13 protein-coding genes are annotated in these 13,644 nt (G+C 62.1%); 11 read left to right on the top strand and 2 right to left on the bottom strand.

The window, feature by feature from the left end:
• The first annotated feature begins 66 nt into the window (after positions 1-66).
• The 9 genes from Q4G20_RS04010 (at position 67) to Q4G20_RS03970 (ending at position 10,353) form a co-directional block, all read left to right on the top strand.
• Positions 67-1,653: an ABC transporter substrate-binding protein gene (locus Q4G20_RS04010; RefSeq protein ID WP_303342069.1), complete on the top strand. Its 1,587-nt coding sequence runs from the start codon at positions 67-69 to the stop codon at positions 1,651-1,653.
• Positions 1,654-1,785: 132 nt separating this feature from the next.
• Positions 1,786-3,366: an ABC transporter substrate-binding protein gene (locus tag Q4G20_RS04005; protein ID WP_303342068.1), complete on the top strand. Its 1,581-nt coding sequence runs from the start codon at positions 1,786-1,788 to the stop codon at positions 3,364-3,366.
• Between the two features lie 52 nt (positions 3,367-3,418).
• A complete protein-coding gene (locus Q4G20_RS04000; RefSeq protein WP_303342067.1) occupies positions 3,419-4,402 on the top strand; it encodes an ABC transporter permease in 984 nt (327 codons plus the stop codon).
• A gap of 11 nt (positions 4,403-4,413) precedes the next feature.
• A complete protein-coding gene (locus Q4G20_RS03995) occupies positions 4,414-5,337 on the top strand; it encodes an ABC transporter permease (protein WP_303342066.1) in 924 nt (307 codons plus the stop codon).
• Complete coding sequence (locus tag Q4G20_RS03990) at positions 5,337-6,317, top strand: ABC transporter ATP-binding protein (protein ID WP_303342065.1); 981 nt, start codon at positions 5,337-5,339, stop codon at positions 6,315-6,317. The genes Q4G20_RS03995 and Q4G20_RS03990 overlap by 1 nt, the downstream gene beginning before the upstream one ends.
• Positions 6,310-7,302 (top strand): ABC transporter ATP-binding protein, encoded by a 993-nt coding sequence (locus Q4G20_RS03985; protein WP_303342064.1) that lies wholly within the window; start codon positions 6,310-6,312, stop codon positions 7,300-7,302. The genes Q4G20_RS03990 and Q4G20_RS03985 overlap by 8 nt, the downstream gene beginning before the upstream one ends.
• Positions 7,303-7,488: 186 nt before the next feature.
• Entirely contained in the window at positions 7,489-7,968 is a 480-nt protein-coding gene (lysM, locus tag Q4G20_RS03980; RefSeq protein WP_303342063.1) for a peptidoglycan-binding protein LysM, read from the top strand.
• A gap of 103 nt (positions 7,969-8,071) precedes the next feature.
• Positions 8,072-9,955 (top strand): acyl-CoA synthetase, encoded by a 1,884-nt coding sequence (locus Q4G20_RS03975; RefSeq protein ID WP_303342062.1) that lies wholly within the window; start codon positions 8,072-8,074, stop codon positions 9,953-9,955.
• On the top strand, positions 9,952-10,353 hold the full coding sequence (locus tag Q4G20_RS03970) for a DUF1801 domain-containing protein (protein WP_303342061.1): 402 nt from the start codon (positions 9,952-9,954) through the stop codon (positions 10,351-10,353). The genes Q4G20_RS03975 and Q4G20_RS03970 overlap by 4 nt, the downstream gene beginning before the upstream one ends.
• Before the next feature lie 31 nt (positions 10,354-10,384).
• Here Q4G20_RS03970 and Q4G20_RS03965 read toward each other — a convergent pair whose 3' ends face one another.
• Positions 10,385-10,804 carry a hypothetical protein gene (locus Q4G20_RS03965; protein WP_303342060.1) on the bottom strand — a complete coding sequence of 140 codons (420 nt, stop codon included), beginning with the start codon at positions 10,802-10,804 and terminating at the stop codon, positions 10,385-10,387.
• Positions 10,805-10,941: 137 nt separating this feature from the next.
• Here Q4G20_RS03965 and Q4G20_RS03960 point away from each other — a divergent pair, with 137 nt between their 5' ends.
• Positions 10,942-11,700 (top strand): L,D-transpeptidase, encoded by a 759-nt coding sequence (locus tag Q4G20_RS03960; RefSeq protein ID WP_303342059.1) that lies wholly within the window; start codon positions 10,942-10,944, stop codon positions 11,698-11,700.
• Complete coding sequence (locus tag Q4G20_RS03955) at positions 11,697-12,317, top strand: DsbA family protein (RefSeq protein ID WP_303342058.1); 621 nt, start codon at positions 11,697-11,699, stop codon at positions 12,315-12,317. Before Q4G20_RS03960 ends, Q4G20_RS03955 begins: the two co-directional genes overlap by 4 nt.
• Here the strand turns inward: Q4G20_RS03955 and Q4G20_RS03950 are convergent, their stop codons facing one another.
• Positions 12,318-13,562, bottom strand: a complete 1,245-nt coding sequence (locus Q4G20_RS03950; RefSeq protein WP_303342057.1) for an AI-2E family transporter — start codon at positions 13,560-13,562, stop codon at positions 12,318-12,320.
• Positions 13,563-13,644 lie beyond the last annotated feature (82 nt).

Below are 13,644 nucleotides of genomic sequence, written 5' to 3'. Positions count from 1 at the left end.
TGCTGTCCTTTGTTGCATCCGGGCGCAAGGCGGGGTAGGGACAGCGTCGAATTAGGAAATGGGGATATGACCATGACGATGCACCGTTTGTTGAACCGCTCGGCCCTTGTTGGGGTGGCGCTGAGCCTGACCATTGGCGCGGCGCAGGCGGAAACGCTGCGCTGGGTGCGGTCGATGGATGTCACCACGCTGGACCCGCACGCCCAGAACGGCGGCGCGAATCTGCCGTTTCTGCAAAACGTCTATGACACGCTGGTCGGGCGCGATATTGACGGCAATATGACGCCGGAACTGGCGACCGAATGGGCGCTGCATCCCGAAGATGACTCGGTGTGGGTGTTCACTCTGCGTCAAGGCGTCAAATTCCATGACGGCGCGGAGCTGACCGCGGATGACGTGGTGTTTTCGCTGGATCGCGCCCGCTCTGAAGCGTCGGATTTCAAGGCCCTGCACGCCAATGTCGTCAGCGTCACCGCCGTGGATGATTACACCGTCCATGTTCAGATGGACGGGCCGGCGCCGCTTTATCCGCAGAACCTGACCAACACCTTTATCATGGATCGCGGCTGGGCCGAGGCCAACAACGCCCTGAATGTGCAGGATTATGTTGGTGGTCAGGACACGTTTGCATCGCGCAACACCAACGGCACCGGCCCGTTCCAGGTGACCGCCCGCGAACCCGAGGTGCGCACGACGCTGACCCGCTTTGACGGGTATTGGGGCGACCAGCCGCAAACCACGAATCTGGTGTTTATGCCGATCACCGAACCCGCCACCCGCATCGCGGCCCTGCTGTCGGGCGAGGTGGACTTTGTCCAGGACGTCCCCGTTCAGGACATTCAGCGCCTGCAACAGACCGACAGCGTGACCGTCACCACCGGCCCGGAAAACCGGACGATTTATTTCGGTTACGACATGGGTTCGGATAAACTGCGCAGCAGCGATGCCGCCGAAAACCCGTTCAAACAGCCGGGCGTTCGTCAGGCGCTGTCGCTGGTATTGGATCGTGACGCGATCAAACAGGTGGTGATGCGCGGCCAGTCCGACCCGACGGGCGCCGTCATCCCGCCTTTCGTCAACGGCTGGACGCCCGAGATGAACGCCTATGCCGCGCCCGATCTGGACCGCGCCAAGGAACTGATGGCCGAGGCGGGTTATGAAAGCGGCTTCAGCGTCGATCTGAATTGCCCCAGCGGCCGTTACCTGAACGACGAAGCGATCTGTCAGGCCTTCGCCGGGATGCTGGGCCGCATCGGCATCCGCGCCAATCTGGTGGCGCAGCCCACGGCGCTGCATTTCCCGCTGGTGCAGCAGGGCGCGGTTGATTTTTACATGATGGGCTGGGGTATCCCGACCTTTGACAGCCAATATGCGTTCGATTTCCTGTTCCACAGCCGCACGGAATCGCTGGGTGGCTGGAACGCGTCGCATTATTCCAATGCCGATGTGGATGCGAAAATTGAATCGCTGTCGTCAGATGTGGATGTGGATCACCGCAACGCCACCATTGCCGCCATCTGGGACGTGCTGAACGCCGATCATGTCGTGCTGCCGGTGCATAATCAGGTGCAGGCCTATGCCGCGCGGCGTGGCGTGAATGTGCAGGTTCACCCGGAAAACCAGCCGAAGATCAAAGACATCACCTTTGACTGATGGCTAACGGGGTCGCGGCTGCGCGGCCCCGTTTACTTTGTTGGCCCCGTTTACTTTGTTGGAATGCGCTGCTTGTGTGGTGGAACCGCCCTGCGTAAAGTGGCGGGATAATAATATTCCAAGGGAGGTTCCATGAAACACCAAACATTCCGCCGTCTGGGCCTGTCATCTGCGATGGCATTGGCGCTGTCGCTGGGTGCGGCGCAGGCCGAAACGCTGCGTTGGGCGCGCACCGCTGACGCGCTGACGCTGGACCCGCACGCCCAGAACGAAGGGCCGACCACCACGCTGTTGCACAACATCTATGAAACGCTGGTGCTGCGCGAACTGGACGGGTCGCTGTCGCCGCGTCTGGCGACCGAATGGCATGTTCACCCCGATGATCCGACCGTCTGGGTCATCAAACTGCGCGAAGGCGTCAAATTCCATGATGGCGCTGATCTGACCGCCGAAGATGTGGTGTTCTCGCTGGATCGCGTCCGGTCTGATGCATCGGATTTCAAGGCCCTGCACGCGGCCGTGACGGGTGCAACGGCGGTTGACGATTACACCGTCCATATCCAGATGAACGGGCCTGCGCCGCTGTATCCGCAGAACCTGACCAACTTTTTCATCGTGGACAAAGACTGGACCGAGGCGAACAACGTCGTCGCCGTGCAGAACTTTGCCGCGGGCGAAGATAACTTTGCCGCGCGCAACACCAACGGCACCGGCCCTTATAAGGTGGTCAGCCGCGACCCCGAGGTGCGCACCGTCCTGACCCATTTCGTCGATCACTGGGCCGATACGCCGCAGGTCACCGACATCATCTATACCCCGATTTCCGAAGCCGCGACCCGCGTTGCCGCCCTGCTGTCGGGTGAGGTGGACTTTGTCCAAGACGTGCCGGTTCAGGACATTCAGCGTCTGGAACAAACCGACAGCGTGACCGTCACCACCGGCCCGGAAAACCGGTCGATTTTCTTCAGCTATGACGTGGGTTCGGACAAGTTGCAGTCGGCCAGCACCGACGACAACCCGTTCAAAAAGCCCGAGGTTCGCGAAGCTTTTGCCCTCGCCTTGGATCGTGACGCCATCAAACAGGTGGTGATGCGCGGGCAGTCGGACCCGACCGGGGTTGCCGTGCCGCCCTTTGCCAATGGCTGGACCGAAGAACTGAACGCCTATGCCGCGCCCGATGTGGACCGCGCCAAGGAATTGCTGGCCGAAGCTGGTTACCCCAACGGCTTCAGTCTGGACCTGAACTGTCCGAACGACCGTTACCTGAACGACGAAGCGATCTGTCAGGCCTATGTCGGGATGCTGGGCCGCATTGGCGTGCGCGCCAATCTGGTTGCGCAATCGCGCAGCCTGCATTTCCCGGCGGTGCAAAACGGTGAAACCGATTTCTACCTGCTGGGTTGGGGCGTGCCGCCGTTTGACAGCCAGTATGTGTTTGATTTCCTGATCCACACCCGCACCGACAATCTGGGCGGCTGGAACGCGTCGAAATATTCGAACGCCGATGTGGACGCGAAAATCGAATCGCTGTCGTCGGATGTGGACGAATCGCATCGCAACGCAACCATCGCTGACATCTGGAAACAGGTGCAGGATGACCGGGTGATGCTGGCCGTTCACAATCAGGTTCTGGCCTATGCCACGCGCAAGGGCGTGAATATCGCCGTTCACCCCGAAAACCAGCCGGTGATCCCGGCGGTGACCTTCGACTAATCCACACACCCAACGGGGCCGCGTTCGCGTGGCCCCTGACAAGGTTCCGCAGATGCTTGCTTTTACCCTCCGGCGACTGGTGCAATCCGTTTTGGTGATGCTGGTCGTGGCGCTTGTCGCCTTTTCGCTGTTCCGATTCGTAGGCGATCCCGTCGCCACCATGCTGGGGCAAGAGGCGACCGTGGCCGACCGCGCTGCGCTGCGCGAACAGCTGGGCCTGAATGACCCCATTCTGGTGCAGTTCATGAATTTCATATCCCGCGCGCTGACCGGGGATTTCGGCATATCTTACCGCCTGCGCGAACCGGTGATGCCGCTGATCCTGTCGCGCCTGCCGGCCACGCTGGAACTGGCGCTGATTTCCGGCACGGTCGCGTTTCTGGGCGGCGTGGGTCTGGGCATCTATACGGCGTTGAACCGGCGCGGCGGGCTGTCCAGCGTCATCATGACCACCAGCCTGATCGGGGTGTCGCTGCCCACCTTTCTGATCGGCGTGCTGCTGATCTGGGTCTTTGCCGTGGAATTGCAGTGGCTGCCTAGTTTTGGACGCGGCGACACGGTGCGGCTGGGCTGGTGGACCACCGGCCTTTTGACGCCAACGGGGCGGCTGTCGCTGATCCTGCCCGCGATCACGCTGGGCCTGTATCAGATGACGCTGATCATGCGACTGGTCCGCGCCGAGATGTTAGAGGTTCTGCGCACCGATTACATCAAATTCGCCCGCGCGCGCGGGTTATCTCAGCGCGCGATCCATTTCGGCCATGCGCTGAAAAACACGCTGGTGCCGGTCATCACGATCACCGGCCTGCAATTGGGGTCGATCATTGCGTTTTCGATCATCACCGAAACCGTGTTCCAATGGCCGGGCGTGGGGGCGTTGTTCATCAATTCCGTTCAGTCGGTCGATGTGCCGGTGATGGCCGCCTATCTGATGATGATTGCGTTGGTCTTTGTCGTCATCAACCTGATCGTCGATATGCTGTATTACGCCGTTGATCCGCGCCTGCGCGTGGATCGCGCACAGGCCCGGCACTAAGGAGGGCCGACATGTCCAATCAATCCCGCCTTGCCCGTTTCTGGGACAGCGATGTGATGTATTCGTTCCGCACCTCGCCGGTGGCTGTGGTCGCGGCACTGGTGGCGCTGACGATCATTCTGTCGGCGCTGCTGGCCCCGTGGATCGCGCCGCATGACCCGTTCAACCCCGCCAGCCTGAACCTGATGGACGGCTTTTCCCGCCCGATGGAGCCGAACGCCTTTACCGGCAACATCTATCTGCTGGGCACCGACAATCAGGGCCGCGATATTCTGTCAACGATCCTTTATGGCGCGCGGATCTCGTTGTTTGTGGGCTTTGCGGCGGTGCTGTTTGCGATGGTGCTGGGCATTGGTCTGGGCCTGCTGGCTGGGTTCCGGGGCGGTTGGGTCGATAACCTGCTGATGCGGATTGCCGATGTGCAGCTGTCGTTCCCGTCGATCCTGATTGCGCTGTTGATTTTCGGGATTGCGCGCGGGTTTATCCCGCCTGCGATGCGCGACCAGATGGCGATCTGGGTGCTGATTATTTCGATCGGCCTGTCGGATTGGGTGGCCTTTGCCCGCGTGGTGCGCGGCGCGACCATGGTTGAAAAGAACAAAGAATACATTCAGGCCGCCCGCGTCATTGGCGTGCATCCGGCGCGGATCGCGGTCACGCATATTCTGCCCAATGTGATGGGGCCGGTGCTGGTGATCGCCACCATCGGTCTGGCCCTGGCCATTATTGCCGAGGCCACGTTGTCCTTCCTTGGCGTCGGTGTGCCGCCGACGCAGCCGTCGCTGGGAACGCTGATCCGCGTGGGGCAGCAATATCTGTTTTCGGGCGAATGGTGGATTTTGCTGTTCCCCGCGCTGACTCTGCTGGCGCTGTCGTTGTCGGTTAACCTGTTGGGTGACTGGCTGCGCGACGCCCTGAACCCAAGGCTACGCTGATGACCGAACCGCTTCTTTCTGTGCGCGATCTGGTGGTCGAGTTCCCGACCCGTCGCGGCGTTTTGCGCGCCATTGACCGGGTGTCGTTCGACATCCAACCGGGCGAGGTCTTGGGCGTGGTTGGCGAATCCGGCGCGGGAAAATCGCTGACCGGGGCCGCGATCATCGGATTGCTGGAGCCTCCGGGCCGCATCGCGGGCGGCGAAATCCGGTTGCGGGGCGACCGCATCGACAACCTGACCCCGGCGGCGATGCGCAAAATTCGCGGGCGCCGCATCGGCATGGTGTTCCAAGACCCGCTGACCAGCCTCAACCCGCTCTATACCGTCGCGCGGCAATTGACCGAAACCATCCGCACCCATCTGCCCGTTTCCGCGGCCGAGGCGCGCAGCCGCGCCATTGCCCTGTTGGATCGGGTGGGAATCCCGGCGGCGTCGCGACGGATCGACGATTACCCGCATCATTTCTCCGGCGGGATGCGGCAACGGGTGGTGATTGCTTTGGCTTTGGCCGCTGAACCCGAACTGGTCATTGCGGACGAACCCACAACTGCGCTTGATGTGTCGGTTCAGGCGCAAATCATTGATGTGTTGAAGGAAATGACCGCCGAACGCGGCGCGGCGGTGATGCTGATCACGCATGACATGGGCGTGATTGCCGAAACCGCCGACCGCGTGGCGGTGCTGTATGCGGGGCGGATGGCCGAAATCGGCGCGGTGCATGACGTGATCGAACGGCCCGAACACCCCTATACGCGCGGGCTGATGGGGTCCATTCCGACGCTGGCGCAGGACAGCGACCGTCTGGTGCAAATCCCCGGTGCGATGCCTCGGCTGAACGCGATCCCGGCGGGCTGCGCCTTTAACCCGCGCTGCGACCGCGTGTTCGACCGCTGCCATGCGGAACGACCGGGGGTGACGGATCGCGCGGATGGGCGACAGGTCGCCTGCCACCTGTATGATGGGGGCCATCATGGATAATCCTTTGTTGCGGGTCACGGGGCTGACGCGCCGTTTTGATGTGTCGAAACCGTGGCTGAACCGCGTGATCGAACGGCAGGACCGCGCCTTTCTGACCGCCGCCGCCGATGTCTCGTTCGAGATAAGCAAAGGCGAAACCTTTGCTCTGGTCGGCGAATCGGGGTCCGGGAAATCGACGATTGCGAAAATGCTGGTCGGGCTGGTCGCGGCCAGCGAAGGGCGGATCGAATTTGACGGCCACGACCTGACCACGGCCAGCCCCGCCCAGATGCGGCGGCTGCGGCGGCGGTTCCAGATGATTTTTCAAGACCCCTTCGCCAGCCTGAACCCCCGCTGGCGCGTGGGCCGGATCATCGCGGAACCGATGCGCACTTTTGGCACCGCCACTGGCGCGGATGTGGGGCGCGAGGTCGCGCGCCTGCTGGACACCGTGGGTCTGTCGGCGGCGGATGCGTCGAAATTCCCGCATGAATTTTCCGGCGGCCAGCGTCAGCGGATCGCGATTGCGCGCGCGTTGTCGTCGCGCCCCGAATTCATCGTGTGCGACGAACCGACCAGTGCGCTTGACGTGTCGGTGCAGGCGCAGATTCTGAACCTGATGCGGGATTTGCAGGACGAATTGGGCCTGACCTATCTGTTCATCAGCCACGATCTGTCGGTGGTGCGCCACATGGCCAGCCGCATCGGCGTGCTGTATCTGGGCCGTCTGGTCGAGGTGTCGGGCGGCAAGGAACTGTTTTCCAACCCGCAGCACCCCTATACCCGGATGCTGCTGGACGCGGTGCCGGATCTGGCGATGTCGGGGCGGCGGCGCACGCCGGTTCAGGGCGAAATCCCGAACCCGATTGACCCGCCCCCGGGTTGCGCGTTTCACCCGCGTTGCCCGCTGGTGCGCGACGACTGTCGCCGCAGCCAGCCGCCGCAGGTCGCCACGCCGGGCGGGATGGCCGCCTGTTTCGCGGTGAAACAGGGCGTCACGGCATAGCGCCAGAACCCAGAATATGACCCAAATTGCCCGCATAATGTCCCGAGTCGTTGCCGTAACGGGACACTTGCACAGAGGCGTTAAAATTTGGTTCATGGAAACATCTTTTGTCGCCCGGAACGATTGGTTCCGTGCGGCGTTCCCATCACGCGGCATCGTCCGCTGAAATTTATGGAAGGAAAATCCATGGCAATCTGGGACTTTGTGAAAAACGCCGGTAAATCCGTGATTGGCAAGGCCGAGGCCGCTCCGGCCCCCGAAGCCGCTGCGCCCGAACATGACGCCGATACGCAGCGCAAAGTTGATGCGCTGAACGCGGAACTGACCGCGCTTGGTCTGGGCGGGAATGACGTTCACCTGCGCCTGCGTGGCGATACCGTGGTGGTCGAAAGCCGTGGCGCCGACCGCGAAACCATGGAAAAGCTGATCCTGGCCGTCGGCAATATCGAAGGCATTGCCCAGGTCGAGGCCGACCTGCCCCCGGCTGAAGGTGGTGCGGAACCCGTGTTTCACACCGTGCAAAAGGGTGAAACCCTGTCCGCGATTGCGAAAAAACATCTGGGCGATGCGAATAAATACCGCCTGATTTTCGACGCCAACCGCCCGATGCTGTCGGACCCGGACAAAATCTATCCCGGTCAGGTGCTGCGCATCCCGGCAAATTGACGTCGCGTTCGCGTGAACCATCGGGGGCAAAAGGCTTGCCCCCGATGTCGTTTCTGGCCCATGCTGTCACGGAACAGACATGTGGGCTTTGGGGGGTAACAGAATGGCAGCCTTTGCGGGGATTGGTGACCGTCATCGCGTTGAACAGGAATCCCCCTATCAAGACCGCGATCTGCCGGTCACGATTTACGAACTTCTGACCCAGACGGCGGAAAAATTCCCCGAACGCCCGGCGGTCAGTTTTCAATTGCTGTCCGGGGCGCATGACCATGCCACCACGCTGACATGGCGGGACCTGCATCAGCGGGTGACGGAAACCGCCAATCTTTTCCGCAGCTTGGGCGTGGGGCCGGACGATGTTGTCGCCTATCTGCTGCCCAACAGTGTGGAAACGCCGGTTGTCCTGCTGGCGGGGGCCACGGCGGGGATCGTGAACCCGATCAACCCGCTGCTGGACGCCGAACAGATCGCCGGCATCCTGCGCGAAACCGGGGCTAAGGTGCTGGTCACGCTGAAACCCTTTCCCAAATCCGACGTGGCGCAAAAGGCGGCCGAGGCTGTGGCCATGGCCCCCAATGTCTCGCATATCTTGGAAATTGACCTGAACCGGCATTTGCGCGGGATCAAACGCTGGATCGTGCCGCTGATCCGCCCGCGCCGGGTCGCCAAACACAACGCCACCGTTCTGGATTTCGAGGCCGAGGCATCAGGCCGTCGCCATAACGCCTTGGAATTCGACGATATTCGTCAGGATCGGGTCGCGGCCTATTTTCACACCGGCGGCACAACCGGCACGCCCAAAGTCGCGCAGCACAAATATTCGGGGATGATTTACAACGGCTGGCTGGGGGCCACGCTGCTGTTTGACGAAACCGATGTGCTGATGTGTCCGCTGCCGATGTTCCACGTCTTTGCGGCCTATCCGATTTTGATGTCCTGCGTCGCGTCGGGGGCGCATGTGGTGATGCCGACGCCTGCGGGCTATCGTGGCGACGGGGTTCTGGACAATTTCTGGAAGCTGATCGAACGCTGGCATTGCACCTTCCTGATCACCGTGCCGACCGCGATTGCCGCGCTGATGCAACGGCCCGTGAACGCCGATGTGTCATCGCTGAAAACCGCGATTTCGGGGTCGGCGCCTTTGCCCATCGAATTGTATAACCGCTTCAAATCCGCAACCGGCGTTGAAATTGCCGAAGGCTATGGCCTGACCGAGGCCACCTGTCTGGTCAGCTGCAACCCCGTGGATGGGCTGAAAAAAGTGGGGTCGGTGGGGCTGCCGCTGCCTTACACTCAGGTGCGGATTTTGACCCATGACGATGACGGGCGCGTGCAGGAATGTGCCGCCGATGAGGTGGGCGAAATCTGCATCGCCAGCCCCGGCGTGTTTCCGGGATCCACCTATACCGAGGCCGACAAAAACCACGACCTGTTCACCGACGACCGGTATTTGCGCACGGGCGATTTGGGGCGGCTGGATGGCGACGGGTATTTGTGGATCACCGGGCGGGCCAAGGATCTGATTATCCGCGGCGGTCACAACATCGACCCCGCCGAGATCGAAGAAGGTCTGCTGTCGCATCCGTCGGTTGGGTTCGTGGGCGCGATTGGTCAGCCGGACCGGTTCGCGGGCGAACTGCCCTGCGCCTATGTCGAATTGATCGAGGGCGCGACGGTAACGGTGGGTGACCTGACCAAACACGCCGCCAGCCATATTCACGAACGCGCGGCGATCCCGAAACATATTGAAATCATTTCCGAATTGCCCAAAACCGCCGTGGGTAAGATTTTCAAACCCGATCTGCGCAAAATGGCGATCTCGCGGGTTCTGAACGACGCGCTGACCGGGACCGGCGCAAGCGTCGCCGACGTGGCCGAGGATAAGAAACGCGGTCTGGTCGCGCAGATCGTCTGTGATGACGGCGCGGATATGGCCGTGGTGCGGCAACGTCTTGGCGAATTTTCGGTGCCGTTCGACCTGCCATGACGGTGCTGTTGTCCGGCGGCAATCCGCAAATCGCCAAGGGGGACGGAGACGCGCCGGTGCGCGCCTATATCGCGGCGATGCCGGGGTGGAAACGCGCCATTGGGCAGGAACTGGATGACCTGATCGCGGCAGAAATCCCGGATGTGGCGCGCGCGGTTCGGTGGAATTCGCCCTTTTACGGCGTGACGCCGGGGGCGTGGTTCCTGTCGTTTCATTGCTTTACGCGCTATATCAAGGTCGCGTTTTTTCATGGCGCGTCTCTGATCCCGCCCCCGCCGGTGGGGTCGAAACAGCCGGATGTCCGTTATTTGCATATTGCGGAACATGAACCCGTCAACGCCGCGCAGTTCCGTGATTGGGTGGCGCAGGCCGCAAAATTGCCGGGGCAGAGGATGTGAAAAGGGGGCGCAGTCGGCGCCCCCCTTTGATTTACGATGCGTCGTTTTCGTCGGCTTCGCTGCGGCTGTCGGCGGGATCGTTGGAATGATCGCCGTGATCTTCGGGCAGGCGTTCGCCGTTTACGGAAATCAGGCGACCGTTCGCCGTGCTGTAAACCAGCTCAACCGGTTGGCCGTCGCGGGTGGCGGTCACGGTCATGATCGTGCCTTCGCGGTGAATGGCGATATTGGTAAAGCCTTGGGCGACCAGCGTTTCGGCGATCACCACATTGTTGTCGAACTGTTCCAGCATCGGCACATAATCGACAAAACCGGCCGGGGTGCCGGTGGCGCGTGCGTCTTCGGTCACGATGGCGACCGGGGCGTCGGGGGTGACAACCACGGCGGTTTGCGCCAAAGCGGGGCCGGCCATCAGCGCGACCACAGCGGCGGGAATGATTTTCGTGAACATCGTCGTTATCCTTTGTTCATTCATGCCGTGTTAACGTGAGATAAGGGCCTGCGTTCCCCCCGGACCCTTCACCAATCCGAGAGCGTCCTTGCAACGGCCCGTGATCTGCGCGATGCGGTCGCATAAAGGAGAACGCCATGAACCGTCCCGCCGCTGCGCTGAGCGCCACCTTCATTCTGACCGCCTGCGCGCCGGGCTTTGATCCGTTGGGACCGTTTATGTCGCGTGACCCCGGTGCTGTTTCCGCGCCCCCGCCGGTTGCGGTGCCGGTGGCAGAGGCTCGCCCGCCTGCCGCGCCGGAACGCCCGGCGGTGTCGGCGGCAACGCGCGCCATGTATGCGGCGGTCAATGATGGCGGCCATGCGATCCCGGCGATCCCCGACAACCTGCTGACGCCAAACCGCGTCCGGTCCGAGGTGGATTATTGGTCATCCGAACCCGTTGGCACCATCATCGTTGATCCCCATGCGCGGTATTTGTATCAAATCCGCCCGAACAACCGCGCGATGCGCTATGCCGTGGGTGTGGGCGCGGCGGGGTTCGGGTTCACGGGCGCGGCGCATATCCCCTATCAGCGGGAATGGCCCCGCTGGCAGCCGACCGATGGGATGCTGGAACGCCAGCCCGAACATTACGGCCCGATGCGCGACGGATTGCCGGGGGGATTGCGTAACCCTCTGGGCGCGCGCGCGCTGTATATCCACAACAGCGGCGGCGACACCTATTATCGGATTCACGGCACGAATGATCCGGCGTCGATCGGCACCGCGTCCAGTTCCGGCTGCATCCGCATGTTCAATCAGGATGCCATCCATCTGGCCGCGAACACGCCCAGCATGACCAATATCATCGTTCTGACCCGCGAACAGTCGGGGCAGGGGACACGTCGGCCATGACAACGCGGCGCACGGTTCTGGCCGGTCTGGCGGCGGCGAGCGTTTACGGGCTGGGAATGGCGGCAATCACATGGCGGCCCCGGCGCGGCGCGGCTGATCTGGACGCGATCATCAGCGAAACCGACGGGCCGATTCTGGGCAATCCGAACGGCGATGTGACCATTGTCGAGTTCTTTGATTACCAATGCAGTTTCTGCAAACGCGACTATGCGGCGCTGATGGATTTGGTGCAGCGCGACGGGAATATCCGCCTGTTGATGAAGGACTGGCCGATTCTGGGGCCTGCGTCGATGACGGCTTCGCAGGTGGTGCTGGGGGCGGCGTCCAGCGGGCAATATGCGGCGGCGCATGGCGCGTTGATGGCAACGCCGGGGCGGCTGTCGGACCCGCAAATCGCGCGCGCTTTGGCCGGGGCGGGGGTGGACACCACGGCGGCTATGGATGGCTGGCTGGACAATCGCGAACGGTGGGAGGGCTGGTTATCCCGCAACGCCCGTCAGGCCGCGTCATTGGGGATGCAAGGCACGCCGGGTTACATTGTGGGCGAACGCGTGTTCGCGGGCGCGGTGCCGATGAATGTGCTGCGCGACACCGTGGCACGGGCGCGCAGCAGCTGATTAATTGCGCGCGGCCTCGGCGTCGCCGACCAGCGGCGCGGTCGCGTCTCGGGCGGCGGGTTCGTCTTCGGCATCCGATCCGGTTTCCACGATGTCGCGGGCCTCGGCTTCGTCGTTATCTTCAAGCTGCGGAGGATCCTCGCCCGCAAGGAAGTTGCCGAATTTTTCCCAGCCGGGGATATGTTCGGCCAGAACGCGGATCACAACCAGCACCGGCACGGCGATAATCATGCCGATCACCGACCACAGCCACGCCCACAGCGCCACGGCCAGAAACACGACAACCGTGTTCATCTGCAACCGTTTGGACACGAAATAGGGGGTGATGATCTGCCCTTCAAGCGCGGTCAGGAACAGATAGGTGCCAGCCACCAGCATCGGCACGAACAGCCCCGGCATTTCCACCAAGGCCACAACCGCCGCCAGACTGACCCCGGCAATCGCGCCAAGATAGGGGATAAAGTTGAACACAAAGGCCGCAACCCCGAACAGCAGCGGCGCGGGCATCCCCCATGCCCACATCGCCAACCCGATGGCGACGCCCAGACAGGCGTTGATGATCGTGATTGCGCTGAGGTAATTGCCCAGCGAATCCTCGATCTCGCGCAGGGCCAGATAGGCGGATCGTTTGTCGCGCATCCGGTCGAAACTCTGCACGACTTTAAGATACAGCAGATCGCCCGACGCCATCATGAAAAACAGCAAGACCAGCGTCAGGATGATCTGGCTGAGAAGCAGCGGCGTGACCTTGGCCATGGTGCCGATGGTGGTTTCGGTTTCGGTTTCCACGCGCACCGTGGTGGCATTGGGATCGGTTGCCGGAGTGCGCTGCGCCTCGTCGATCTGGCGCGCGGCCTCTTCGATGCCGCGAAAGGAATCGCGGACGTTTTCGAATTTTGTTTCCAGCGTCTCGCTGATCCGGGGCATTTGCGACACGGCTTGCGACAACGGTCCGCTGGCGGCATAGGCCAGCACGGCCAGCGAAATCAGGATCCCCGCCGTCACGCCCAGAGCGGTCAACCCATCCGGCACCCCGCGACGTTCGGCAAAACGACGCAGCGGCGTGAACACGAAAAACAGCAAAATCGCCATGGTCACGGGCATCAGGAAATCGCGCCCGGCGGCCACGGCGGCAAAGGCCATGATCAGGAAAATGCCGACAATGGCCCAGTTGGCCGGGTTTTTAGGCGGGCGGTCGGGGTTTTCTTTGAAATCGGGGAAATAATGCCCGGACCGTTGCGCCATGTCGTCCATCCAACTGAAAAAATCGCTGCCCCTGAACGCAAAAGACGGGCCGGATGTTCCGGCCCGCCCCGTGCTTTGTGCT

Origin of the sequence: Paracoccus sp. (in: a-proteobacteria), from assembly GCF_030538495.1 — a bacterium.
Classification (GTDB): Bacteria; Pseudomonadota; Alphaproteobacteria; order Rhodobacterales; family Rhodobacteraceae; genus Paracoccus.
This window is presented reverse-complemented; position numbering and strand designations above follow the sequence as displayed.